Annotated in this window: 20 protein-coding genes and 1 pseudogene; 10 read left to right on the top strand and 11 right to left on the bottom strand. The window is 72.2% G+C overall.

The genetic code is table 11. The annotated features are described in order from the left end of the window. Window positions 1–55 precede the first annotated feature (55 nt). Window positions 56–1,174: a phosphoserine transaminase gene (serC, locus tag ACZ38L_RS08080; RefSeq protein WP_465690384.1), complete on the top strand. Its 1,119-nt coding sequence runs from the start codon at window positions 56–58 to the stop codon at window positions 1,172–1,174. 178 nt (window positions 1,175–1,352) lie between these two features. Here the strand turns inward: serC and thpR are convergent, their stop codons facing one another. The 3 genes from thpR to ACZ38L_RS08065 all read right to left on the bottom strand — a co-directional run bounded on the left by thpR (window position 1,353) and on the right by ACZ38L_RS08065 (window position 4,185). After that, window positions 1,353–1,931: an RNA 2',3'-cyclic phosphodiesterase gene (gene thpR / locus ACZ38L_RS08075; RefSeq protein ID WP_465690382.1), complete on the bottom strand. Its 579-nt coding sequence runs from the start codon at window positions 1,929–1,931 to the stop codon at window positions 1,353–1,355. Window positions 1,932–2,008: 77 nt separating this feature from the next. Beyond that, window positions 2,009–3,292: an MFS transporter gene (locus ACZ38L_RS08070; RefSeq protein WP_465690593.1), complete on the bottom strand. Its 1,284-nt coding sequence runs from the start codon at window positions 3,290–3,292 to the stop codon at window positions 2,009–2,011. A 458-nt stretch (window positions 3,293–3,750) separates the two neighbouring features. After that, a complete protein-coding gene (locus ACZ38L_RS08065) occupies window positions 3,751–4,185 on the bottom strand; it encodes a MarR family winged helix-turn-helix transcriptional regulator (RefSeq protein WP_465690380.1) in 435 nt (144 codons plus the stop codon). Between the two features lie 270 nt (window positions 4,186–4,455). On the opposite strand from ACZ38L_RS08065, the gene ACZ38L_RS08060 reads away from it, so the two are divergent. Next, window positions 4,456–4,782 carry a hypothetical protein gene (locus tag ACZ38L_RS08060; protein WP_465690378.1) on the top strand — a complete coding sequence of 109 codons (327 nt, stop codon included), beginning with the start codon at window positions 4,456–4,458 and terminating at the stop codon, window positions 4,780–4,782. 4 nt (window positions 4,783–4,786) lie between these two features. Here the strand turns inward: ACZ38L_RS08060 and ACZ38L_RS08055 are convergent, their stop codons facing one another. Next, window positions 4,787–5,710, bottom strand: coding sequence for a DUF4231 domain-containing protein (locus ACZ38L_RS08055; protein ID WP_465690376.1), 924 nt, complete (start codon window positions 5,708–5,710; stop codon window positions 4,787–4,789). A gap of 186 nt (window positions 5,711–5,896) precedes the next feature. Between ACZ38L_RS08055 and ACZ38L_RS08050 the strand changes: the two genes are divergently transcribed. Continuing rightward, on the top strand, window positions 5,897–8,371 hold the full coding sequence (locus ACZ38L_RS08050; protein ID WP_465690374.1) for a ricin-type beta-trefoil lectin domain protein: 2,475 nt from the start codon (window positions 5,897–5,899) through the stop codon (window positions 8,369–8,371). 149 nt (window positions 8,372–8,520) lie between these two features. Next, on the top strand, window positions 8,521–9,762 hold the full coding sequence (locus ACZ38L_RS08045; RefSeq protein WP_465690372.1) for a hypothetical protein: 1,242 nt from the start codon (window positions 8,521–8,523) through the stop codon (window positions 9,760–9,762). A 105-nt stretch (window positions 9,763–9,867) separates the two neighbouring features. Here the strand turns inward: ACZ38L_RS08045 and ACZ38L_RS08040 are convergent, their stop codons facing one another. Then, on the bottom strand, window positions 9,868–12,477 hold the full coding sequence (locus tag ACZ38L_RS08040; RefSeq protein WP_465690370.1) for a SpoIIE family protein phosphatase: 2,610 nt from the start codon (window positions 12,475–12,477) through the stop codon (window positions 9,868–9,870). Window positions 12,478–12,843: 366 nt separating this feature from the next. Then, a complete protein-coding gene (locus tag ACZ38L_RS08035) occupies window positions 12,844–13,905 on the bottom strand; it encodes a helix-turn-helix domain-containing protein (protein WP_465690368.1) in 1,062 nt (353 codons plus the stop codon). A 141-nt stretch (window positions 13,906–14,046) separates the two neighbouring features. Here ACZ38L_RS08035 and ACZ38L_RS08030 point away from each other — a divergent pair, with 141 nt between their 5' ends. The 3 genes from ACZ38L_RS08030 to ACZ38L_RS08020 are packed head-to-tail and all read left to right on the top strand — an operon-like array spanning window position 14,047 to window position 15,583. After that, a complete protein-coding gene (locus ACZ38L_RS08030) occupies window positions 14,047–14,379 on the top strand; it encodes a hypothetical protein (protein ID WP_465690366.1) in 333 nt (110 codons plus the stop codon). A 5-nt stretch (window positions 14,380–14,384) separates the two neighbouring features. Next, window positions 14,385–14,645, top strand: a complete 261-nt coding sequence (locus ACZ38L_RS08025; RefSeq protein WP_465690364.1) for a hypothetical protein — start codon at window positions 14,385–14,387, stop codon at window positions 14,643–14,645. Beyond that, window positions 14,642–15,583 (top strand): methyltransferase domain-containing protein, encoded by a 942-nt coding sequence (locus tag ACZ38L_RS08020; RefSeq protein WP_465690362.1) that lies wholly within the window; start codon window positions 14,642–14,644, stop codon window positions 15,581–15,583. The genes ACZ38L_RS08025 and ACZ38L_RS08020 overlap by 4 nt, the downstream gene beginning before the upstream one ends. Before the next feature lie 34 nt (window positions 15,584–15,617). Here the strand turns inward: ACZ38L_RS08020 and ACZ38L_RS08015 are convergent, their stop codons facing one another. Next, window positions 15,618–16,529 (bottom strand): helix-turn-helix domain-containing protein, encoded by a 912-nt coding sequence (locus ACZ38L_RS08015; protein WP_465690360.1) that lies wholly within the window; start codon window positions 16,527–16,529, stop codon window positions 15,618–15,620. A 72-nt stretch (window positions 16,530–16,601) separates the two neighbouring features. Here ACZ38L_RS08015 and ACZ38L_RS08010 point away from each other — a divergent pair, with 72 nt between their 5' ends. Then, entirely contained in the window at window positions 16,602–17,423 is an 822-nt protein-coding gene (locus ACZ38L_RS08010) for an alpha/beta fold hydrolase (RefSeq protein ID WP_465690358.1), read from the top strand. Window positions 17,424–17,551: 128 nt separating this feature from the next. On the opposite strand, the gene ACZ38L_RS08005 is transcribed toward ACZ38L_RS08010, so the two are convergent. The 4 genes and pseudogenes from ACZ38L_RS08005 to ACZ38L_RS07990 form a co-directional block, all read right to left on the bottom strand. Further along, window positions 17,552–18,103 (bottom strand): NUDIX domain-containing protein, encoded by a 552-nt coding sequence (locus ACZ38L_RS08005; protein WP_465690356.1) that lies wholly within the window; start codon window positions 18,101–18,103, stop codon window positions 17,552–17,554. Window positions 18,104–18,186: 83 nt separating this feature from the next. Next, window positions 18,187–18,603: pseudogene (locus tag ACZ38L_RS08000) on the bottom strand (PIN domain-containing protein); the annotation flags it as partial. After that, entirely contained in the window at window positions 18,600–18,800 is a 201-nt protein-coding gene (locus ACZ38L_RS07995) for a type II toxin-antitoxin system VapB family antitoxin (protein WP_465690354.1), read from the bottom strand. The pseudogene ACZ38L_RS08000 and the gene ACZ38L_RS07995, both read right to left, overlap by 4 nt. 123 nt (window positions 18,801–18,923) lie before the next feature. After that, a complete protein-coding gene (locus ACZ38L_RS07990) occupies window positions 18,924–20,390 on the bottom strand; it encodes an NCS2 family permease (protein ID WP_465690352.1) in 1,467 nt (488 codons plus the stop codon). A 276-nt stretch (window positions 20,391–20,666) separates the two neighbouring features. Between ACZ38L_RS07990 and ACZ38L_RS07985 the strand changes: the two genes are divergently transcribed. Further along, complete coding sequence (locus tag ACZ38L_RS07985; RefSeq protein WP_465690350.1) at window positions 20,667–20,942, top strand: DUF2530 domain-containing protein; 276 nt, start codon at window positions 20,667–20,669, stop codon at window positions 20,940–20,942. 87 nt (window positions 20,943–21,029) lie between these two features. After that, window positions 21,030–23,543 (top strand): HAD-IC family P-type ATPase, encoded by a 2,514-nt coding sequence (locus ACZ38L_RS07980; protein WP_465690348.1) that lies wholly within the window; start codon window positions 21,030–21,032, stop codon window positions 23,541–23,543. Window positions 23,544–23,570 lie beyond the last annotated feature (27 nt).

Here is a 23,570-nt window from a genome sequence, read left to right as displayed (position 1 = left end):
CTCAACGGCCGGACAATCGGCGGACATCCACGATGTGGACCAGTAGGCTGCCCGGGTGGCCCAGATCCAGATCCCCGCTGACCTCAAGCCCGCCGACGGCCGTTTCGGCTGCGGCCCGTCCAAGGTGCGCCCCGAGGCCCTCCAGGCCCTCGCCGCCACCGGTACCTCGCTGCTCGGCACCTCGCACCGCCAGGCTCCGGTCAAGGACCTGGTGAAGCGCGTACGTGCCGGGGTGGCGAGCCTCTTCTCGCTCCCCGACGGCTACCAGGTGGTGCTCGGCAACGGCGGCTCGACCGCCTTCTGGGACATCGCCGCCTTCGGCCTGGTGCGCGAGAAGTCGCAGCACCTGACCTTCGGTGAGTTCTCCTCGAAGTTCGCCTCCTCGGTCAGGGCCGCCCCCTGGCTGGCCGAGCCGACCGTGGTCAAGAGCGAGCCCGGCACCCACCCGCTGCCGGTCGCCGAGGCCGGGGTGGACGTCTACGCGCTGACCCACAACGAGACCTCGACCGGCGTCGCGATGCCGATCCGCCGCCCGGCCGGCGCCGACCAGGACGCGCTGGTCCTGGTGGACGCCACCTCGGGCGCCGGCGGCCTGCCGGTGGACATCACCGAGACCGACGTCTACTACTTCGCGCCGCAGAAGTCCTTCGCCTCCGAGGGCGGTCTCTGGCTGGCCGTGTTCTCACCGGCCGCGCTGGAGCGGGCCACCTCGATCGCCGGCTCCGACCGCTACATCCCGCCGTTCTTCGACCTGCCGACCGCGATCGACAACTCCTCGAAGGACCAGACCTACAACACCCCGTCGATCTCCACCCTGTTCCTGCTGGCCGACCAGCTGGACTGGCTGAACGGCAACGGCGGCCTCGACTGGGCCGTCGCCCGTACGGCTGAATCCGCCGGGCACCTCTACGGCTGGGCCGAGAAGTCGCCGGTGGCCCGTCCGTTCGTCGCCGAGCCCTCGATGCGCTCCCAGGTGGTCGGCACGATCGACTTCGAGGACGGCGTCGACGCCGCCGCGATCGCCAAGGCGCTGCGCGCGAACGGGATCGTGGACACCGAGCCGTACCGCAAGCTCGGCCGCAACCAGCTGCGGATCGCGATGTTCCCGGCGGTCGACCCGGCCGACGTCCAGGCCCTCACGGCCTGCATCGACCACGTGGTCGAGCGGCTCTGACCCGGTACCGGTGGAGGGGGTCAGCGCCCCCTCCACCGGTCACTTCAGCAGGTCACTCCAGCAGGTCACTTCAGCAGGGAGCCGATCACCACGGCTGCCAGCAGCAGCACCAGAGCGCCGGTGACGATACGCATACGAGTCTTGGGGTCCACAGTCCCCGAGCGTACCCGGGTCGCCCTCAGCCCGTGCGGGCGGCCGGTTCGGCCCCGGCCAGCGGCCAACTGCGCAGCACCGTGTAGCGCGACCGCCCGCCCGTGAAGTCGCTGCGGACCAGGTGGAACTCCGCCACCTCCCACTCGGTGCCGCGGAAGTCCGCCAGCGCCGCCGCCTCCTCGCGCAGCGCGCCACGCCGCCGGTGACGCCCGGAGCGGGCCACCGTGAGGTGCGGGTGGAACGAGAACTCGCCCTCCCCGCAGCCGAGTTCATCGGCCACCTGGGTCACCGCGCGGGCCAGCGCGTGCAACGCCCAGGTCTCCCCGTCCAGTCCGACCCAGAGCGTCCGGTCACCGAACCGCCCGCCGCCGGCCAGCCGCAGTCGATGCGCCCGGTAGCCGGCGGCAGCCTGGGCCAACCCGTCCTCCAGCGCGGGCACCCGCTCCTCGGCCACCTCACCGAGGAAGGCCAGCGTCAGGTGCCAACCGTCGACCGGCGCCCAGCGCAGCTCGGCGGCGCCCGGCAGCGCGCGCAGCGGCGCGACCTCGGCGGCGAGCTCCGCGAGCGCCCGTTCGGGCGGCATCACGGCCACGAAGAGCCTCATGGCTCCATCCTGCCCCGCCCTCTCCGCTTCCGCTCCGAGCGGGCCGGAAGCGGAGAGGGCGGGAAAGGAGTGCGGCCTCAGCAGGCGGTCGCCAGCTCGGACGCCGGCTTCGCCGCCTGGCGCGGCACGAAGGCCACCACCCGGCTGCCCCGGTGCAGGTCCACCCGCAGCCGCAGGTCGGCGCAGCGCGCCAGCACCAGGCCGACCGAGACCGCCGCCACCGCGGAGACCGCGCCGCAGGCCAGCAGGCCCACCCGGGCGCCGTAGGCGCTGGTCACCCAGCCGACCAGCGGCGCGCCGATCGGCGTCCCGCCGGTGAAGACCAGCACCAGCAGGCCCATCACCCGACCGCGCATCTCCGGCTCGGTGGCGAGCTGGATGAACGAGTTGACCGAGGTGTTGAAGGTCAGCCCGCAGACCCCGACCAGGGTCAGCAGCACCGCGAAGGCCCAGTAGTCGGGCGCACCCGAGGCGGCCACCTCCAGCACGCCGAAGCCCACCGCGGCACCGACCAGCCAGCGCAGCCGCGGGGCACCGCGGCGCGCCGCGTAGAGCGCGCCGGCCAGCGAGCCGAGCGCCATCGCGGTGTTCAGCAGGCCGTACTGGCCCGGACCGACGTGGAACGTGCCGTACGCGAAGCCCGACAGCAGGGTCGGGAAGTTGAACCCGAAGGTCCCGATGAACCCGGCCAGCACCAGCGGCCACATCAACTCGGGACGCTCGCGCACGTAGCGCAGTCCCTCGCGGAGCTGGCCCCGCTCGCGCGGAATCCGTTCCACCGGCCGGAGTTCGCTGGTCCGCATCGCCAGCAGGCCGCCGATCACGGCCGCGAAGGAGAGCGCGTTGAGCGCGAACGCCCAGCCGCTGCCGACCGCCGCGATCAGCAGACCGGCCACCGCCGGGCCGACCAGGCGGGCGGTCTGGAAGTTGGCCGCGTTCAGGCTGACCGCGTTGCTGAGGTGCTCCGGGCCGACCATCTCGGAGACGAAGGCCTGCCGGGTCGGGGTGTCCACCACGGTGACCATGCCGAGCAGCAGCGCGAAGGCGTAGACGTAGTACGCGGTCACCACACCGCTCATGGTCATCGCGGCCAGGCCGGCGGCCAGCAGACCCATGGTGCCCTGGGTGACGACCAGCAGCCGGCGCTTGGGCATCCGGTCCGCGAGCACGCCGCCGAACAGGCCGAGCAGCAGCGTGGGCAGGAACTGCATGGCGGTGGTGATGCCGACCGCGAGCGGACTGTGGGTGAGGCTCAGCACCAGCCAGTCCTGCGCGATGCGCTGCATCCAGCTACCGGTGTTGCTGACGATCTGGCCGGCGAAGAAGTACCGGTAGTTGCGCACCCGCAGGGAGGAGAACATCCCTCCGGGTCGGGTGAAGCGGGCCCCGGTGGGGCCGGTCGCCCCGCTGGGGCCGGATGCGACGGGGGAGTCCGCCGCGGTCCGTTCGCAGGGGTCGTCGTCGCCGGGCAGGTTCACCGGCGAGGGCACCGCGGCGGCAGCGGCCGGCGGTACGGGGGTGGTGGTCGAGGTCTGGGCGGTGGTGTCGTCGGGACGGGTTGCGGCGCTGGCGGCGGCCGGCGTGGTCACGTTCTTCTCCCCTCGGTGCGCGGCTGTGGCCGCGCTGCTGGTTTTCCTGGACTGGGCTGCGGTGATGCCGTGTCCTCTCGTTCCGACCCGGCGGGTACTTCCCGCCGGGGCCGTCCCCCGGTGGCCGGGTCCGTCCCGGCCGGGGGCCAACAGGTGCTACGGGTTTTGCGGGCTTGGCAGTTCTTGCGGGTGTCGCAGGTGTGGCCGATCCCACACCGGTGTCACGGGTCCTACAGGTGCGCGAGCTTGTAGAGCGCGGGAGCCGCCGCGCGGATCGTCTCCCACTCCTCCTCGGTCAGTCCGGAGGCCAGGTCCGCGAGCCAGGCGTTGCGCTGCCGGCGGCTCTCGACGAGGATCTCCTCGGCCTGCTCCGTCATGCTGACCACCACCTGGCGGCGGTCGTCCGGGTGCGGCTCGCGCCGCACCAGGGCCTTCTCCTCCAACATCGCGATGATCCGGGTCATCGACGGCGGCTGGACGTGCTCCCGCCGCGCCAACTCCCCCGGGGTGGCGCTGCCGCACCGGGCGAGCGTGCCGAGCACGCCCATCTCGGTCGGGCTGAGCGACTTCTCGACGTGCTGGTGCCGCAGGCGGCGGGCAAGGCGCATCACGGACGACCGCAGCTGACTGACGGCAGCGAGGTCGCCCTCGGACATCTCGGGCATGTGCTTAGCTTAGCTCATTACTCTTCCTAACAAAAACTGATTAACGTTTCTCCACCCCCAGGTCGGGCGCGGTTCACCTCGCGCGCCTTGGATTGACCGCATCAGAGCACGGTCCGACCTTGCTTTCCTTGGGAACCGCCGGCGGCACCGGGGCCCGGACTGCGCCATTCCGGCGACACGCGGCACGCAGCAGGAGAATCGTTTCCCCTCGAGTCGGTGACTCTAGGGTTTCGCCCAGAAGCCCTGAGCAACCAGAAAGAGGGGTCCCTCATGCGTGTCCGCCAGACCGTCGCCGCCGCGCTCGGCGCGCTCGCGCTCGTCGTCGCCGTGCCCAACTCCGCCTACGCGGCCACCGGCACCTTCGAGTACAGGGACGGTATCGGCCTCCCCCAGGTGCTCCTCAACCCGCAGAGCCGCGACTGCATCGACCTGCCCGGGGCGACCGACGAGCTGCCGGCCTTCGCCCCGAAGAACTTCACCGACGCCACGGCCACGGTCTTCCTCGACTTCGACTGCGCGGGCGACACCTCCTACGTGATGCCCCCCGGCAAGCAGCTGGGCGACCGCCTCAAGCTCCGCTCGGTCGTCTTCTCCTGAGACCTCAGCGCGGGAAGGCCCGGCGGGCGCGCCAGCTGGTGTGTTCCCGGGCCACCGTGTCCTCGACGTCCCCGGCCAGCCGCGACCAGGCGGCCTCGGCGTCCGGCCCGGCGAGGTCCAGCGTCGACAACTTGCCCCACACCACGTCCAGTTCCTTCGCCGCCAGCTGGTACGCCGACACCAGCGGGCGCAACTGCTTCAGCTGGGTCCAGGCGATCACCGCGGTGGCCCCCGCCGAGCAGGCGCCGAACAGGTCGAGCGAGAGCGCCCCGGCGGCCTGCGCCACCGCGGCCGCCACACCGAGGATCATCAGGGCGGCGATCCCGAGCCCCCAGGAGACCGACTGCGACTCGCAGGCGTCGGCCTTGGCCCGGTACCAGGTGCGCTGACCCTCAACCCGCAGCCGCAGGTAGAACATGCGCCGGGCCATCAGGCTCGATGCGCGCAACTCCCGCATGCCCTCGGTGATCTCGGGCACGGCACCGGGAGAGATCACCCCGGAGTCCTCGAACGCCCGCAACACGTCGGCCACTTGCTCCCGGTAGTCCTCGTCCACCTCCGGCGAGTTCGCCGGACCGTCGAACGGCCGGGCCCGCACGGTGTACTTCCAGGCCAGTGTCTTCACCGACTCGGCCGCCGCCCGGGCCTCGTGCCAGCGCGCCTGCGGGTTGCTCTGCCGCAACCGGGTCCAGAAGTATCCGGCCACCAGGAACGCCGCCACCGACACCAGCGGCGCGAGGTCGGTCCGCCCGTGCTTCGGCGCCCCGACCACCGCGCTGACCACGGCGGCGGCCACCAGCATGAGGATCAGCCCGCGGTACCAGCGCAGCGCCTGCCGCTGACCGGAAATCGACGCCTGGTCAGCCGTCTGGAACGACTCGGGCAGGAAGTCCGCCTCGCCGATCACGGTTGGGTCCCATCGCGCCATCAGCCAGTGCCCCCTCACGACTCACCGGCCAGTATGCCCATCTCCCAACTCCAATACACAGCACGCTTTTCGGTCATCCACCGGACCGACCGAACCACCCACTTGATCAGCGTCTCCCCCGGCCCTGGTATATCTGTCGCCCTCGAACCATCAACCGGGCCCGACCACGGCCCTGAGGGGAAATCCATGCGGGAGCGTTCTGACGCCCCGATACGTCGGCTGCCCGGCCTGGCCGGGCGGCTCGCGGCCGTCGCCGCACTGACCAGCCTGGCGGGTGGCCTCGCGGCCCCCGCCCAGGCCGCCGCCCCTCACGCGTCCGCCGCGCCGGGAGTGGCGGTCCCGGGCGACCTCACCGGGGCCGGCTTCCCCGACGACATCGTGATCTCGGGCAACGCGAACGCCTCGTCGTTCTACGTGTTCTCCAACGGCGCCGCGCCGTACCGGGCCTCGGACGACGCGCACAGCCCGGAGCACAACAGCTGGGACCGGTACCTCGTCACCCACCGCGGCAGCCTCACCGGCTCCCGGACCGACGACCTGTTCGCGCTGAGCCAGGCCTCGCACAAGCTCTACCTCTACCCGAACGACGCCAACTACGGTGGGACGTCGGGTCACTTCACCCACCCCGAGCACGCGATGACGATCGCCAAGCCCGCCTGCTCCGGCGCCGACTGCACCGGCTACGACCCGACGTGGAACTCCACCACGCAGCTGGTCGCCAGCGACGGCATCGAGAACTCCGCCGGCCTGCCCGATCTGATCACCGTCGAGAACGGCAAGCTCTGGTACTACCCCGGCCGGGCGGACACCATCCTGGGCAACCCCGTGCTGCTCGGCAGCGGTGACTGGTCCAGGACCACCGTCGTCGCGCCCGGCAAGGTCAACGGCGCTCCCACCCTGTGGGTTCGCGACACCAACACCAGTGCGCTGGTCAGCCGCACCCTGGCGTTCAACGCCGACGGCACGCCCACCGCGCTGCTCACCCCGCCGGTCGCGTCGAGCATCCAGTCCGGCCTGCCCGGCGCCGGCCCGCTCTGCCTCCAGATCCTCGCCGGGGCGACTGCCGCCGCCTGTCCCGCGGCCCCCGGGCCCGACCTCAGCTGGGTGCTCGGCACCGACGGCACGCTGCGCACGGATGGTCAGTGCCTGGACTCCGCCGACCACGTCGTCGGCACCACGCATGAGCTGACCGAGCAGAACTGCGACGGCCGGCCGACCGAACGGTGGCAGCCCGGCCCGTCCGGCTCCCTGATCGCCGCTCAGGGCGGCCAGTGCCTCACCGCCGCGATCTCGGGCGACGGCAGCTGGGCAGCGGTGACCCTGACCACCTGTGTCGGCTCGGCCGGCCAGAGCTGGGGCAGCGCAGGGTCGGGTCAGGGCCTCGGTCCGCTGCCCACCCAGCAAGCGGTGGCCGCGCAGAGCATCCAGCAATACCTCAACAGCTCCACCGCATCCATCTCGTCGGGCGGTGACGCGAACGGGACCATCAACCCAGGCCTGTTCGTGACCGACATGGACGTCTACGAGTACCCCGGTGAGCCGGCCGCAGCCGACGGAACGCCGAACCTCGGTGCGCGTCAGTCGCTCGGCATCGAGGTCCCGGAGCTGCGTTCATCGATAGGTGCCGCCCATCCCGGGACCTCCACGGTGTACACGGACTACCCCCTGTACTCGGCCTGCGCGCGGCTGGGCCTGGACGACAACGGCAACCTGGTGCTGACCGAGCTCAAGACCGGCCGGCAGCTCTTCTCCGCCGATGTCCAGAGCCCCAACGGCCCTGGCTACCTGGACGTGTCGGCCGCCGGCCTCACCCTGTACGACGGCAACGGCAAGCTGCTGTGGTCCGCCGGCCCGGCCAACGAGGGCACCAACGCGACGCTGACCCTCCAGGACGACTGTGACCTGGTCCTGCGGGACAGTTCCGGCACCCCGGTCTGGTCCACCCGTACCTACGACGCGAGTTACGACACCACCGGCCAGGTCGTCGCCCCCGGCACCACCCTGCAGTCCGGCACCACCATCACCGCCGCGCAGACCAAGCTCAGCATGCAGCCGGACGGCAACCTCGTCCTCTACTCGCAGCGCAGCGGCCAGCCGCTCTGGTCCACCGGCACCTACGGCAACCCCGGTGCCCACGCCGTGCTGCGGAACGACGGCGGCTTCCTGGTCCTCGCCGCCGGCGACGCCACCCTGTGGTCCAGCGGCACCTCGGGGAACCCCGGCGCGCACCTGACCGTGCAGAACGACAGCAACGTCGTCCTGTACGACACCGACGACAAGCCGCTCTGGAACAGCGGCACTTACTACGCCAACCCGGCCCTGCTCGGCCACGCCATCACCAGCGGCGGCACCGTGGAGTCCGGTACCGACATCGGCTGGAGCCGCGGCAGGCTGAGCATGCAGGCCGACGGCAACCTGGTGCTCTACACCACCAACAACCGCGCGGTCTGGAACACCGGGACCTACGGTCACCCCGGCGCCTACCTGACCATGCAGACCGACGGGAACCTCGTCCTCCACAGCGCCACCGGCAGCGCACTCTGGTACAGCGGCACCTACGGCAACCCCGGCGCCCAGGCCGTGATGCAGAACGACGGCAACTTCGTCATCTACACCGCCGACGGCAAGGCCATCTGGTCCACCAACACCTACGGCGTCTGACCCCGCAACACCCCGCGGCCCGGCACTCCGGCAGTGCGGGGCCGCGGGGTGTTGCGCGGGCCCTCCCTGCGGATCCGTCCTTGGTCCTTGGTATACCTATCGCAGCTCATCACTGATCAGGCCTGTTCAGGCCCCAGGGGGAGGAACCCATGCGGGAGCGTTCAAGCGCCCCGAGACACCGCCTGTCCACCACCACCGGACGGCTGGCGGCCATCGCCGCACTGACCACCATCGCGGCCGGCCTCGCCGGGCCCGCGTACGCCGACGGGCGTGGCCCCGCGCCCACCAACTCCGGTACGGCCACCACCGCCCAGGCCGCGCCCGCCGCCGCCCGCCCCTCGACCAGCTCGGTGCTCGGCGGCGGTTCGGACACCCAGCTCGCCGCGGGCGCCAGCATGTCCTCGGGCTGCGCGCAGTTGACCCTGCAGAGCAGCGGCAACCTGGTGCTGACCGAGCTCAAGACCGGCAAGGTGCTCTTCACCACCAACGTCCAAGCCACCAACGGCGCGGGCTTCCTCAACGTGTCGACCGCCGGCCTCACCCTGTTCGACGGCAGCGGCCGACTGGTGTGGCAGGCCGGTCCGTCCGCCGAGGGCGGCAACGCGACGCTCACCGTGCAGGACGACTGCAACCTCGTGTTGCGCAACGGCTCCGGCACCCCGGTCTGGTCCACCCGCAGCTACAACGCGAAGTACGACACCACCGGCCAGGTCGTCACCGCCGGCACCACCCTGCAGTCCGGCACCACGGTGACGGCCGCGCAGACCAAGCTCAGCATGCAGCCGGACGGCAACCTCGTCCTCTACTCGCTGCGCAGCGGCCTGCCGCTCTGGTCCAGCGGTACCTACAACCACCCCGGCGCGTACGCCTTCGCCCAGCGTGACGGCAACTTCGTGATCTACGGCGCCGACGGCACCGCGCTCTGGTCCACCTGGTCCTGGGGCAATCCCGGCTCGCACCTGACCGTGCAGAACGACAGCAACGTCGTCCTGTACAACGCCGACGACAAGCCGGTCTGGAACAGCGGTACCTACTACGCCAACCCGGCCCAGCTCGGCACGGCCATCACCAGCGGCAGCACCGTGAAGTCCGGCGCCGCCGTCGCCTGGAGCCACGGCACGCTGAGCATGCAGGCCGACGGCAACCTCGTGCTCTACACCACCAACAACCGCGCGGTCTGGAACACCGGGACCTACGGTCACCCCGGCGCCTACCTGACCATGCAGACCGACGGAAACCTCGTCCTCCACAGCGCCACCGGCAGCCCGCTCTGGTACAGCGGCACCTACGGCAACCCCGGCGCCCAGGCGGTCATGCAGAACGACGGAAACTTCGTCATCTACACCGCCGACGGCAAGGCCGTCTGGTCCACCAACACCTACGGCGTCTGACCCCGTCCACGCGGCAACACCCCCGGCGGCCCGGCACTCCCGCAGTGCCGGGCCGCCGGCGTGGGTGCACACGAGCGGTGGCCGGCCGCCCGGGTCGACGGCCCGTCAGGCCGGTGTCGGGGCATTCGCGGGGAGCGCCTGCTCACACCAGATGATCTTTCCGTTCGCGGTCTGTCGCACGCCCCACCGCTGCGTGAGCTGCGCGACGAGCAGCAGTCCACGACCGCCCTCGTCGAGCACGCGGGCTCGGCGCAGGTGCGGTGCGGTACTGCTGCCGTCGGTCACCTCGCAGATCAGCGTCCGGTCGTGGATCAGCCGCAGCCGGATGGGCGCGCCACCGTACCGGACGGCGTTGGTGACCAGCTCGCTGACGACCAGTTCGGTGACGAAGGCGGCCTCGTCCAGGCCCCAGGCCGACAGCCGGCGGCTGGCGTCCGCGCGGATCCCGGCCACCGCCGCGGGATCGACGGGCACCTCCCAGGTGGCGACCCGCCCGCCGTCGAGGCGCCGGACCCGGGCCAGCAGCAGGGCGGCGTCATCGGCGGGGCGCTCCGGCAGCAGGGATTCGACGACCCGGTCGCACTGGGCGTCCAGGGAGAGTTCCGGGATGGCGAGCACCCGCCGCAGCTCGTCCAGCCCGGTGTCGATGGCACGCTGCCGGGACTCGACCAGGCCGTCGGTGTAGAGGGCGAGCAGGCTCCCCTCGGGCAGGACCGCCTCGACCGCCTCGAACGGAAGCCCACCGAGGCCGAGCGGGGGTCCGGTCGGCAGGTCCAGGACGGCCGGAGTGCCGTCCGGGTGGGTCAGGACGGGTGCCGGGTGTCCGGCGCGGGCCAGGGTGCAGCGCCCCGACACCGGGTCGTAGATCGCGTAGAGGCAGGTGGCGCCGATGTCCCCGGCCACGGCGAGGTCCGCGTCCGTCTCGGATTCGGCGGCCAGCCGGATGACGAGGTCGTCGAGCTGGGTGAGCAGCTCGTCCGGAGCCAGGTCGACGTCGGCGAGCGTCCGCACCGCGGAGCGCAGCCGGCCCATGGTCGCGGAGGCGTGGATGCCGCGCCCGACCACGTCGCCGACGACGAGCGCCACCCGCGCGCCGGACAGCGGGATCACGTCGAACCAGTCGCCCCCCACCCCCAGCCGGGGATCCGCCGGCAGGTACCGGAAGGCCGCCTCCACGGCGGACTGCGCCGGTGGCCGCCGGGGCAGCAGGCTGTGCTGCAGGGTGAGGGCCGCCGTGCGCTCGCGGTTGAAGCGCCGGGCGTTGTCCAGGGAGACGGCGGCCCGGGCGACCAGCTCCTCCGCCAGAGCCAGGTCATCGGTCTCGAACGGTTCGGGGCGCCGGTAGCGGACGAAGTCCGCCACGCCCAGCGTGATGCCCCGCGCGATCACCGGCACCTGGATCCACGAGTGGAACCCGTACCTGCGGCTCCTGGCCGAACGCGCGGGGTCCTCCGCCACCCAGGCGCCGATGGCCCGGTCCAGCACCGAGTGCAGCTCGGACCGCCCGGTCGCCAGGCAGCGGGCGTGCGGCGAGTGCTCCGTGTAGAGGTCGACCTCGCCCACCCTGACCACGGACTCCGGCGTGCCCTCCAGGAGCGAGTGGTGCGCCACCCGGCGCAGCACCGCGCCCGTGATCGGCCCCGGGAGCGGCTCGTCCCCGCTCAGCAGGGTCTCCAGCAGGTCGACGCTGACGAAGTCGGCGAGCCGGGGTACCGCCACCTCGGCCAGTTCCTGCGCCGTACGGCCGATGTCCAGGGTGGTGCCGATGCGCGTGCCGGCCTCGTTCAGCAGCTTCAGCCGGTCCTGGGCCTCCGCGGCCCGACCGGCCAGCGCACGGAGTTCCGTGGTGTCCCGCAGCGTGGCCACGGACCAGGAGGGCCCACCGTGGACCGCCGTGGGCCGGAGGTTGACGGCCAACAGGCGGTCCCCGGCCGGGTGCACCTCGTCGGTGACCGCGCGCCCGGACGCCAGCAGCGCGGCCATCTCAGGGGCCAGGCCCAGGTCGCGCAGCGGCAGCCCCTCCACGGGCGCTCGCAGGCCGAGCAGCTGACGGGCCTCGTCGTTGGCCAGCACCAACCGCTGGTCCGCGTCCAGGATCAGCACACCCTCGCGGACCGCGTGCAGGACGGCGTCGTGGTGCTCGTACATCCGGGTCATCTCGACCGGCCCCAGGCCGTGGGTCTGGGACCGCACCCGCCTGCTCACCACCGCCGCCCCGCCCGTGGCGAGAGCCAGCACGACCGCCGCGGCGCCGAACAGGAGTGGCAGCTGACGGTCGACCCTGGCGCCGATGTCCACCGTCTGCACGCCCGTGGAGACGATGCCGACCACGGCGCCGTGCGCGTCGGTGATGGGAACGAGGGCTCGCACCGCGTCCCACGGCCTGCCCTTGAAGACCTCGGTGAGGGGCTGCCCGGCCGCCGCCCGTCCGACGTCGCCCTGGGCACGCTGGCCGATCAGTTTCGGTACCGGGTCGGTGAGACGGATGCCGCTCGTGCTCAGCACGTCGACGAAGTCGACACCGGAACCCCGCTGGGCCGCCACGGTGAGCGGCTCGAGGACCGACGTGGGATCGGGCGAGCGCAGCGCCGGCGCCAGGCCCGGGGAGTGCGCGAAGCCCTCCGCGACAGCGAGTGACCGGTGGCGGGCGTCGTTCCGGGCGTCGTACGTGGTCTTGAGCACCAGGGCCGCGATCGCGGCGGCCGCAAGCAGCACGAGGACCGCCAGCTGCCAGACGAACGCCTGACCAGCGACGCTCCGCAGGCTGAAGAGCGAGGCCAGGGACTCCTTCCAGGACCGGCCGCCGGGTCGACGTGGGGCCGGGCCACCGTCTCCGGCCTCACGCCCTCGCTCGGGGCCCGAGTGGCCCCGCCGATGGCCTGGCTCCCTGTCGGGCGGCGGGCGGCGCGACGGCCAGGGCAGGCGACGGAAGACCGGAAACCGACCCAACCTGTACATATCGTCATTTCTAGCATCTGCCCTCATTCCGGACCGCCGACGCGGCGGGGTCCGGTGGGCAGGCGCCGTCACCACCCTCGCGCCAGCCTCGATCACGGCAAGTGACGGCGCGAGTGATCGCGATCAGACCGTGCCGAAGCGGCCCGCCTTGATGCCGTCGACGAACGCGGCGAAGGAGCCGGCGGGGAAGAGCAGCGCGGGGCCGTCTGGGTCCTTCGAGTCGCGAACCGGGGTGACGCTGTGGAAGCCGTCGGCGACCTCGATGCACTGACCGCTGTTCCCACCGGAATAGGTGGACTTGCGCCATGGGGCGCCCGGAAGTTCCTTGGGCGGCAGCATGTTGATCATCCCTTCCAGGATGGAGCGGATCAGGCGGGCCGACTCACCCACACTCAACGCATGGGCTTTTGCCTGATCATAGCGGCGTAGCCACTTCTGATACTCCGTCTGATCAGTAATGAGGTGTCCGCGCGTAAGGCTTTCGGAATAGACCACATGCCGACCATCTGCCATCTCAAGCAGGTTGATTGAGACACCCGGCCCAGCCAACTCGCCCAGCTCGAACGGAAGTACTTGCACGGTGATGTTGGGCCGCCGAAACGCCGCGAGGACTGCCTGGAGCTGCCGGTACATCACCACTGGGCCGCCGACCCGGCGACGAAGAGTATCCTCGTCGAGCAGGAGGTCCAGTGTCACGCTCTGATCGAACAGGCGCTGCTGCCGCTCCAGACGCGCCGTCACGCGCTCATCGATCTCAGCCGGAGTAGCGGTGGGATCGAAGTCGATGAAGAGCGCCCGCATGTACTCCTCGGTCTGCAGGAGCCCCGAGATGCGGCCCGTCTGCATCTCCCGGATCGCCCGGGCCCGCCGTTCGGCTTCGACGAACGCCCGGAACCAGTCGGGGTAGAGATCCTGCGACTCACACTCAATCGCGGGGATCATTCGGCTCAACACTCCTTGTGTGCCCAGGATTTGGTCTGCCGATTTGGCAAAGTCGGCCGTCGGCGTCCGTCGGGTGTTCTCGATCGCCGAGATCCAGGACTGATCGCAGTGCATCCGGCTCGCGAGCTCGGCCTGGGTCATCAGCGCGACCGACTCACGCCAGTGCCTCAGCTCGGCGCCGAACCGTTCGGCCGCGCTGTTGGCCGTCGTCGAGTCCGTCGTCACCCGTCTGCGAGGTGCCATCTCCCGCCGTCCTCTCTATGACAGATCGTCCGTCCTGCGGAAACGCTTGGTAGTCGGTTCGTCACCGGCCGACACTCAGTGTGACCCCGGCCGGCCCGACCTGTCCCGGGGTTCGTGGACAAAACACCTCGGGAGGACTTCATGTCGCACACCAGGCCGACCCCCGTACCGGACACGGCCCAGCTCCGCCAGGAACTGGACCACCGAGCGGAAGCGGAGTTGGCGGTGAGAACCCTTGTCCGAGCGTTGGAGGTGGCCGGACTCCCGCCGCTGGTCGGCCTGGAGGCGTTCCGGATCACCAACACCCGGCACGGCGCGCACGTCGAGCTCGGCGGCTGCGGCGCCCGGACGCTGCTGGCCATCGCCGAGCACCTCCTGGCGCACGCGCTCTGCGTCGCCCGGGTCATCCCCGGTGTGGCGGTGCCCGCTGGACTGGCCGAACTGCCCACTGTGCGGTCGGGGTTGAGCAAGTGAGCCGGATGACGATCCGCACCTACCGGATCACCACCACCGGCGAGCGGATCGACCTGGCCCCCGAAGCGACCTACCGGGCCGACCGCCGCGGCAGCTTCGCCCCGCTCGGGAACGGCCCGTGCGCGTGTCCCCGCTGCGGATGCACCGGGCCCCAGGAGTACGACCGCGGCCGCGAAGCCTTCCACGCCTCGGTCGCGAACGGCCTGCGCGACCTCGCCCGCTCACCGCTCAACACCGATCAGCTCCCGAGAGGCCCGCACACGTGACCGCCCCCGCCACCCCGCTCGAACAGCTCACCACCGTCGACCCCACGTGGCGCAGGGTCGCCGAGGCCGTGCCCCGGGAAGCCTTCCCCTCCAACGCCTTCGACGAGCTGGCCCTGCCGATGTGGCAACGGCTCGAAGTCCGCAGCGGTCACCGGGTGTTGGAGATCGGCACCGGCACCGGCTACTCCGCGGCCCTCGGCGCGCACCGGCTCGGCGACCAGAACATCGTCAGCGTCGAGGCGGACCCCGAGGCCGCCGACCGTGCCGCGACCGCGCTCAGGACCGCCGGGTACTGCCCCACGCTGGTGGTCGGGGACGAACTCGACGGCCACGCCGGAGCCGGCCCGTACGACCGGCTGATCGCCACCCGCGCGGTCCGCTACCTGCCGCACCGCTGGCTCCACCAGGTGAAGCCGGGCGGGAGGATCCTCGCCACGCTGTCCGGTTGGTCGCACGGCTCCGGGCTCGCCCTGCTCACCGTCACGGCACCCGGCCACGCCGCCGGCCGGTTCCTGCCCGACTGCCCGAACCTCCCACTGGCCCGGTCCCACACGCCGCCGCCCCGGCGGAGCGTCACCCTCGCCCCCGGCGACCAGCGGCCCAGCCGGATCGACCCCGCCACACTCGACACCTGCACGGGCGCCTGGGTGGCCCAGCTCGGCGCCCCCTCGGCGGAGCGCACGGGCGCGGGCGAGCGCCAGATCCTGCTGGACGTCGCCACCGGCTCGCAGGCCCGCACCGAACCGAACGTCGCCGGCGGCTGGACCGTCACCCAACGCGGACCGCTCCGCCTCTGGGACCAGGTGGAGCACGCGGTCCTCCAGTGGCAGCGCCAAGGCGCGCCGCGGCAAGGGGAGTTCGGGATCACGGTGACGCCACGAGGCCAGCTGGTCCGGCTCGGCGCCGAGGACGGCCCCGGCTGGCAGCTGCCGGTCTGAGCGGCCGGGAGCCGGAGTCGGCAAGGGCCGGGGTTCAGCGAGCCGACGAGGCGGGCTGAGCGTCCAGCGCGGTGCGGAGCCAGTCGTGGGCGGCGCCCATGGTCGGCTCCGGCGGGCCGGACAGCTCGGCGGCGAGCTGCCAGTAACGGCCGATCAGCGGATCCGCGGTCCGCGCGAGCCGGACGCCGAGCTGCCGGCGGAAGGCGGGCGTGTCCCGGGTGCCGCGGGAGTGGGCGTGCGCGGCGACGAAGCAGTCGAGCGCCTCGCCCTGATACGGCTGCCGCCGCGCCCGCAGGTCGGCCGAGGCCAGCGCGTACGCCTCGCCGAGCCCGTCGTAGAGCACGGCCGGGCGCTCGCCCTCGTGCCGGGCCTCGGGTCGGCACTGGTCGCTGTCGAACCGGGCCCGTGAGGTCAGAGCGTGCAGCCGGGCGAAGGCCAACACCTGGGCCGGGGTCGGATCCGCGGGCGGCTGCGGCACCGCCGCCTCGACGATCGCGGAGACCAGCCGGGCCGGCAACCGCGCGGGCAGCAGGCGACGCCAGAAGCGTGCCGGGGCGTCCGTACCGGGCGGAGTGGTCATGGCACCGACCAGGTGCAACCGGTCGGCGCGCTCCTCGGCGGGGCAGTCCCGGAGCAACTGGAGCGCGGCCTCCCGCCACCGCAGGGCGGCCAGTTGCGAGCCGACCTGCCGCAGCTGGCCGGCGATGACGTCCTCCAGCGCGTCCTCTTCCGCCAGGACCCGGCCCACCTCCGGGACCGGCAGGTCGAGGGTGCGCAGCGCGCGGATCATGCGCAGCCGGTCGAGCGCCTCGAGGCCGTACCGGCGGTGTCCCCCGGCACTGCGGACGGCCTCGGGCAGCAGGCCGCGATCGGAGTAGAAGCGGACGGTCTTGACGGTGACGCCCGCGCGCTCGGCGAGCTCTCCGATACTCCAGGTGCCGGACAAGACTTGAACCTCCCTCAGGGGGAGTTCCTACCGTACCGGGGAGCGCGGAGCACCGCGCGGGAGGAGGAGACCATGACGACGTTCGTGCTGGTGTCGGGTGGCTACACCGGCGGCTGGATCTGGCGTGAAGTGACCGTTCGGCTGCGGGAGTCGGGATCGGAGGCGCACCCGGCGACGCTCACCGGCCTCGGCGACCGCCGGCACCTGGCGGGACCCGGCACCGACCTGGAGACGCACATCGAGGACCTGGTGCAGCTGATCGACCACGTGGACGCCGGCGACGCGGGGCTGGTGCTGGTCGGGCACTGCTACGGCATCTACCCGGTGCTCGGCGCCGCCGACCGGCGCCCGGAGCGGATCGCCCGGGTCGTCTACCTGGACGCGCCGATGCCGGAGGACGGCCTCTCGGTGCTCGAGCAGACGCCCTGCGAGCTGCGCGAGCGGGTGCGGCAGCGGGCCGGGGCGTCCGGGGACGGCCGGTCGATCCCCCCGCCGCCACTCGAGGACCGGGAGATCTGGGGGAGCCTGGCCGGCATCTCCGAGGACGCCCGGGCCCGGCTGGTCCGCCTGGCCGCACCGCAGCCGCTGGGCACCCTCACCCAGCCGCTGCGGCTGTCCGGAGCGGTCGCCGCGATCCCGACGTCCGGGGTCTTCTGCACGGACAACGGCCTGAGCATCGCCATGGCCCGGAGCCTGGTGGCCACCGGCGACCCGCGCTTCCAGGTGCTCGCCGACCCCCGGGTGGGTTTCTTCGAACTCCCCACCGGGCACTGGCCGATGCTCTCCTCCCCCGTCGAACTCACCGACGTCCTGCTCCGGGCCGCCGCGGGCGAGGGGCACCGGCTGGCCGGCCCGAAGGCGGCGCCACCCGTGGAGCGGAACGTCCGCGCGTAGGCGCCACCGGCGCCGCGGGTCCGGGTGAACGGCGCGCGGCCGAGCCGTCGGCGAGCCGGTGGCCACGGGGGAGCCACCGGCTCGCCGGCGCGCCCGGAGAGGATCGGGCGGCATCGCCGCCCGACGCCTCAGACCGCTTGCCCTGCCTGCGAGTTGTCGACATCCAGCAGCAGGTGCAGCACGCCCACCAAGGTCGCGCTGCTGACGATCTCCCGGCGGTCGATCATGCCGCGCAGCTCGGAGAGCGGGATCCACTCGATCCGGTCCGACTCGTTGCGCTCGGTCGGCGGCCCGGCGTACTCGACGGGGTCGGCCCGGAACACGAAGTGCTCGGAGTCGGTGATCCCGGCCGCCGGCTGGGCGTAGACCAGCGGCCGGACCCCGTCGACCCGCCAGCCGGTCTCCTCCAGCGCCTCCCGGGCCGCCGCCTCGGCCGGGCTCTCGCCGGCCTCGACCAGGCCCATCGGCAGCTCCCAGGCCCAGGTGTCGGTGATGAAGCGGTGCCGCCACATCATCAGCAGCTCCCGCTCCCCGTTCACCACGGCGGCCACCGCGAGATCCCGCAACTTGACCACGTGGTGCTCGAAGCGGTTCCCGTCCGGTTGCTCGACATCGGCCAACCACAGGTCCAGCCACGGATCCTGGTAGACCGGCCGCTCCCCGTGCACCTTCCACCGCATCGCTCCCGCCCCTCTCCGTGATCACGCCGTTGCGAGCGGGAAGCTACCAAAGACGCTCGCCGACCGGTCGGCCCCCTGCCTCGGTCGGCGGTGCCCGCTGGGACGACCCAGCGGGTGGGCTGTCCGGTGATGGCCGCGATCACGTCGTAGTCGCCGTCATGGCGCAGGACGGTGACGCCGTGGCGCTCGGCCGTCGCCGCGATGAGCACGTCGGCCATGGACAAGGCGCGATGACTGCCCCGGAGCAGCGCCTGATGCTGGATGTCCTTCGCACGGTCCCAGACTTCGTCCGTACAGGGGAGGTAGTCGAAGCCGGTGAGGAGGTGTCGAAGCCGGTCCGCCGCCGCGGCCGAGCGAGCGCTGTGCAGAACCTCCATCTCGACTGCCGCACTCACGGCGAGCAGCGCCCGCTGTGAGAGGTCGTCGAGCAGTGGCCGCACGGTGGGCTTGCCCCACCGGGCGAGAGCCGATCTGTCGATCAGATAGCGCTCCCGGCTCACGCCGCCGCCTGATCGCCCGGCTCGTCCAGGAGGTTGAACTCGCCGTTGGCGATGGCGTCCGCGAGCTCTGTCCGGCGAGCCAGCTTCACCACCTCCAACAGGGCGGCGTTGACCGTTGCCACCTTGGTCGTGGTCCCGAAGAGGCGCTGCGCTTCGGCCAGGAGGTCGTCGTCGAGGTCGATGACGGTTCGTGCCATGGTCACTCCTCCAGTAGCCGACTACGAGAAACGATGTCGAAAGCAGCGGAACTCAGATATCGAAATCCCCGGCCCTCTCGCGCGGGGCGCGGGAGGGCCGGGGACTCGGGCTGCGAGCGGGGGCTACTTCGCCAGGCCCAGGGCCGGCATCAGGTAGTAGAACGCGAAGACCGCCGCCACCACGTACAGGGCGACCGGGACCGAGCGCCCCCGGCCGGTGGCGAGGCGCAGCACGCAGAAGGTGATGAAGCCCATGCCGATGCCGTTGGTGATGCTGTACGTGAACGGCATCAGGACCATGGTCAGGAACGCCGGGATGGCGATCGTGAAGTCGGCCCAGTCGATCTCCCGGATCGAGTTCGCCAGGATCAGGAAGCCGACGGTGACCAGGGCCGGGGTGGCGGCCTGGGCCGGGACCATGGTGGCCAGCGGGGTGAGGAAGAGCGCGACCAGGAAGAGGCCGCCGGTGACCAGGCTGGCGAAGCCGGTGCGGGCGCCCTCGCCGACGCCCGCCGTGGACTCGACGAAGCAGGTGTTGGCGGAGGCGGAGGTGGCGCCGCCGGCGGCGGTGGCGATGCCGTCGACCATCAGGATCCGGTTGATGCCGGGCAGGTCGCCCTTGGCGTCCAGCAGGTGGGCCTCGTCGGCGACGCCGAGGATGGTGCCCATCGCGTCGAAGAAGCAGCTCATCAACACGGTGAAGACGAAGAGGATCCCGGTCAGCGGGCCGACCCGGTGGAAGCCGCCGAACAGGCTGACGTTGCCGACCAGGCCGAAGTCCGGCGCGGCGACCGGGTTGCCCGGCCACTTCGGGACGGTCAGGCCCCAGAGGTCGGCCGGGACGGTGGCCAGCTCGTCGATCACCAGGGCCAGCACGGTCATCGCCACGATGGAGATCAGGATCGCGCCGGGCACCTTGCGCACCACCAGCACCATGGTGAGCAGCAGCCCCAGCACGAAGACCAGCACCGGCCAGTGCAGCAGGTGGCCGGTGCCGCCGAGCTGCAGCGGGACGGTGGTGTGCGCGGCGTCCGGGATCCGGCTGACGAAGCCGGAGTCGACCAGGCCGACCAGGGAGATGAAGAGGCCGATCCCGATCGCGATGGCCTTGCGCAGGCCGAGCGGCACCGCGCTCATCACCCGCTCGCGCAGTCCGGTGGCGACCAGCAGCATGATGCAGAAGCCGGCCAGCACGACCATGCCCATGGCGTCCGGCCAGGTCATCTTGGGGGCCAGCTGGAGCGCCACGATGGTGTTCACGCCCAGGCCGGCGGCCAGCCCGATCGGGACGTTGCCGATCACGCCCATCAGCAGGGTGGTCAGACCGGCGGTGAGGGCCGTGGCGGTGACCAGCTGGGCGCCGTTGAGGTGGGTGCCGTTGATGTCGACCGCGTTCGACAGGATGATCGGGTTCAGCACGAGGATGTACGCCATCGTGAAGAAGGTGGCGACGCCGCCGCGGACCTCGCGGACGAAGCTGGAGCCGCGCTCGGAGATCCGGAAGAAGCGGTCGACAGCGCCGGCCGAGGCGTTCGGCGACTGCTGGCTGGGCTCGGGCGACTCGATGGTCGGCTGGGCCACGGGTGGCATGCGGTGTCCTCTGGTGGGGGCGGAGGAGGCGGGTGGCAGGAGGCCGGGGCGACGGTGACCGGCACTGCGGCGGGGATGGCGAAGCAGCAGGTCAGGCTGATGGGCAAGCTGACACGCCGCGATCAACCGGCGTCTTTAGTATGAATTGCCGTTCGGGCCCGCGCTATCTTCGCGCGTAGAGCAGCGCCACTTACCGCGTGGCGCCCGGTCGCTTCCCGCCTGGCGGCCGGCCGGCCAGCCCGGCCGGCCGCCAGGCAGCAAGTAAGCTTGCTCCTCGTGCCGAAGATCCCGCTGCGCCCCGCGCCCCCGCCGCTGGAAGCCAACGACGTCGCGATCGTCGGCGCCGGCACGGTGCTCTGGTTCGTCGCCTTCCTGGTGCTGCTCCCGTTCCACCACAGGCTGACCGCCGACGGCCACGGCAACTGGCAGTGGATCTGCCTCTCCGGTGGCCTGCTCGGGCTGATCGGCCTCTGGTACTGCCGCTCCCGCCGGGCCGCCATCCAGCGCAGCCGCGCGCAGCAGGAGGCGGAGTCCGGCCCCGCGGCCGGCTGACCCCCACCCGAGTCCCCCCACCCGGTCGGCCGGAGATAGGGCTTTAGTAGCACGCACCGGACATTTCACCCCCGTAGAGTCGGTGCCATGACGCACCCCGCGGAGGAGACCACCGACCCGGACGACGCCGTGGCGGCCGCCGGCTCGGCAGCGGCCCCCGGGGCACACGCCTGCGGCCCGTCCGGCGGCCGGCGCGGTGGGCTGAGCAGCGCCGAGGTGGCCGAGCGGGTGGCCCGCGGCCAGGTCAACGACGTGCCGGCGCGCTCCAGCCGCTCGGTGGCCGAGATCGTCCGGGCCAACGTGTTCACCCGGTTCAACGCGATCATCGGCGTGCTCTTCGCGATCATCCTGGTGGTCGGCCCGATCCAGGACGGCCTGTTCGGCCTGGTGATCGTGGCCAACACGGCGATCGGCATCGTCCAGGAGATCCGCGCCAAGCGCACCCTGGACAGCCTGGCGCTGATCGGCGAGGCGAGACCCGAGGTCCGCCGGGACGGCCAGCCCCGGCAGATCGCGGTCGCCGGTATCGTGCTGGACGACACCGTGCTGCTCGGCACCGGCGACAAGGTGATCGTGGACGGCGAGGTCACCGAGGCGGACGGCCTGGAGATCGACGAGTCGCTGCTCACCGGCGAGCCCGACCCGGTGCTCAAGCAGCCGGGCGATGCGGTGATGTCCGGCAGCTTCGTGGTGGCGGGGGTCGGCGCGTTCACCGCCACCAAGGTCGGCCGGGAGGCCTACGCCGCCCAGCTCGCCGAGGAGGCCAGCCGGTTCACCCTGGTGAAGTCGGAGCTGCGCACCGGCATCAACAGCATCCTGCGGTTCATCACCTACCTGCTGATCCCGACCGCGCTCGGCCTGGTGATCAGCCAGTGGACGGTGGAGCACAACGACTGGCGCGAGGCGGTACGCCGGACGGTCGCCGGGATCGTGCCGATGGTCCCCGAGGGCCTGGTGCTGCTGACCTCGGTGGCCTTCGCGATCGGCGTGGTGCGGCTCGGCCGCCGGCACTGCCTGGTGCAGGAGCTGCCGGCGATCGAGGGCCTGGCCCGGGTGGACACCGTCTGCCTGGACAAGACCGGCACCCTCACCGAGGGCGGCATGGACGTGCTGGCGCTGCGCCCGCTGGACGGCGCCACCCTCACCACGGCCGCCGACGGGACCGGTCCGGGCGGCCGGGCCCCGCTGGACCACGGCGCGCTGCGCCAGGCGCTCGGGGTGATGGCGGGTGCGGACGCCCGGCCCAACCCGAGCATGCAGGCGGTGGCCGACGCCTTCGGTGCGGACGGCCGGCAGCCGGACGGCCGGGAGCGCGAGGACTGGCGGGTGCTGGAGGCCATGCCGTTCTCCTCCGCCCGCAAGTGGAGCGGGGTGCAGCTGCTGGAGCCGACCGGCGGCGAGGCCAGCTGGCTGCTCGGCGCACCCGACGTGCTGCTGCCGGCCGGGCACCCGGCGCTGACCGAGGTGGACGAGCTCGGCGCGCGGGGCCTGCGGGTGCTGCTGCTCGGCCGGACCCCGGTGCCGCTGGACGCGCCCGACCCGGCCGCGCGCCTGCAGCCGCTGGCCCTCGTGGTGCTCCAGCAGCGGGTCCGCGCGGACGCCGCCGCCACCCTGCGCTACTTCGCCGACCAGCGGGTCGAGGCCAAGGTGATCTCCGGCGACAGCGCCGTCTCGGTCGGCGCGGTCGCGGCCGGCCTCGAACTACCGGGCGCCGAGCACCCGTTGGACGCCCGGGCGCTGCCCGCCGAACCCGGCCGGCTGGCCGACACCGCCGAGCGCACCACGGTCTTCGGTCGGGTCACCCCGCGGCAGAAGCGCGCGCTGGTCGGCGCCCTGCAGTCGCGCGGGCGGACGGTCGCGATGACCGGCGACGGCGTCAACGACGTGCTGGCGCTCAAGGACGCCGACATCGGCGTGGCGATGGGCTCGGGCAGTGAGGCGACCCGGGCGGTCGCGCAGATCGTGCTGCTCGACGACCGGTTCGCCACGCTGCCCTCGGTGGTGGCCGAGGGCCGCCGGGTGATCGGCAACATCGAACGCGTCGCGAGCCTGTTCCTGGTGAAGACCGTCTACTCGGTGCTGCTGGCGCTGCTGGTGGTCTTCACCCAGCTGCCCTACCCGTTCCTGCCCCGGCACTCCACCGTGCTGAGCGCGCTGACCATCGGGATCCCGGCGTTCTTCCTGGCCCTGGCGCCGAACAGCGAGCGGGCCCGGACCGGCTTCGTCCGCCGGGTGCTGCGGCTCGCGGTGCCGGCCGGGGTGATCGCCGGCGCGGCCACCTTCACGGCGTACGCGCTGGCCCGCGCCGACCGGGGCACCGACCTGACCGCGGACACCAGCGTGGCCACCCTGACGCTCTTCCTGGTGGCGATCTGGGTGCTGGCGATCGTGACCCGGCCGTACAGCTGGTGGCGGCTGCTGCTGATCGGCACGATGGGGCTGGCCTTCACCCTGGTGCTGACCGTGCCGTTCCTCTCCGACTTCTTCCAGCTCAGGCTGGTCGGCGAGCGCGACCCGTGGACCGGGGTCGCGCTCGCGCTGGTCGCCGGCGCGCTGCTGGAAGTGGTCTGGCACCACATCCGGCGCGGCCTGGATCAGTAGACCGACAACAGCCGCGCCGGACGGTGG

This window comes from Kitasatospora sp. NPDC024654, assembly GCF_055559155.1.
This window is presented reverse-complemented; position numbering and strand designations above follow the sequence as displayed.

Excerpts from the sequence above, each read along its gene's own strand:
- thpR (WP_465690382.1), bottom strand. The coding sequence starts at position 1,931 with ATGAGGCTCTTCGTGGCCGTGATGCCGCCCGAACGGGCGCTCGCGGAG.
- ACZ38L_RS08070 (WP_465690593.1), bottom strand. The coding sequence starts at position 3,292 with ATGTTCTCCTCCCTGCGGGTGCGCAACTACCGGTACTTCTTCGCCGGC.
- ACZ38L_RS08065 (WP_465690380.1), bottom strand. The coding sequence starts at position 4,185 with ATGCCCGAGATGTCCGAGGGCGACCTCGCTGCCGTCAGTCAGCTGCGG.
- ACZ38L_RS08060 (WP_465690378.1), top strand. The coding sequence starts at position 4,456 with ATGCGTGTCCGCCAGACCGTCGCCGCCGCGCTCGGCGCGCTCGCGCTC.
- ACZ38L_RS08055 (WP_465690376.1), bottom strand. The coding sequence starts at position 5,710 with ATGGCGCGATGGGACCCAACCGTGATCGGCGAGGCGGACTTCCTGCCC.
- ACZ38L_RS08050 (WP_465690374.1), top strand. The coding sequence starts at position 5,897 with ATGCGGGAGCGTTCTGACGCCCCGATACGTCGGCTGCCCGGCCTGGCC.
- ACZ38L_RS08045 (WP_465690372.1), top strand. The coding sequence starts at position 8,521 with ATGCGGGAGCGTTCAAGCGCCCCGAGACACCGCCTGTCCACCACCACC.
- ACZ38L_RS08035 (WP_465690368.1), bottom strand. The coding sequence starts at position 13,905 with ATGGCACCTCGCAGACGGGTGACGACGGACTCGACGACGGCCAACAGC.
- ACZ38L_RS08030 (WP_465690366.1), top strand. The coding sequence starts at position 14,047 with ATGTCGCACACCAGGCCGACCCCCGTACCGGACACGGCCCAGCTCCGC.
- ACZ38L_RS08025 (WP_465690364.1), top strand. The coding sequence starts at position 14,385 with ATGACGATCCGCACCTACCGGATCACCACCACCGGCGAGCGGATCGAC.
- ACZ38L_RS08010 (WP_465690358.1), top strand. The coding sequence starts at position 16,602 with ATGACGACGTTCGTGCTGGTGTCGGGTGGCTACACCGGCGGCTGGATC.
- ACZ38L_RS08005 (WP_465690356.1), bottom strand. The coding sequence starts at position 18,103 with ATGCGGTGGAAGGTGCACGGGGAGCGGCCGGTCTACCAGGATCCGTGG.
- ACZ38L_RS07995 (WP_465690354.1), bottom strand. The coding sequence starts at position 18,800 with ATGGCACGAACCGTCATCGACCTCGACGACGACCTCCTGGCCGAAGCG.
- ACZ38L_RS07990 (WP_465690352.1), bottom strand. The coding sequence starts at position 20,390 with ATGCCACCCGTGGCCCAGCCGACCATCGAGTCGCCCGAGCCCAGCCAG.
- ACZ38L_RS07980 (WP_465690348.1), top strand. The coding sequence starts at position 21,030 with ATGACGCACCCCGCGGAGGAGACCACCGACCCGGACGACGCCGTGGCG.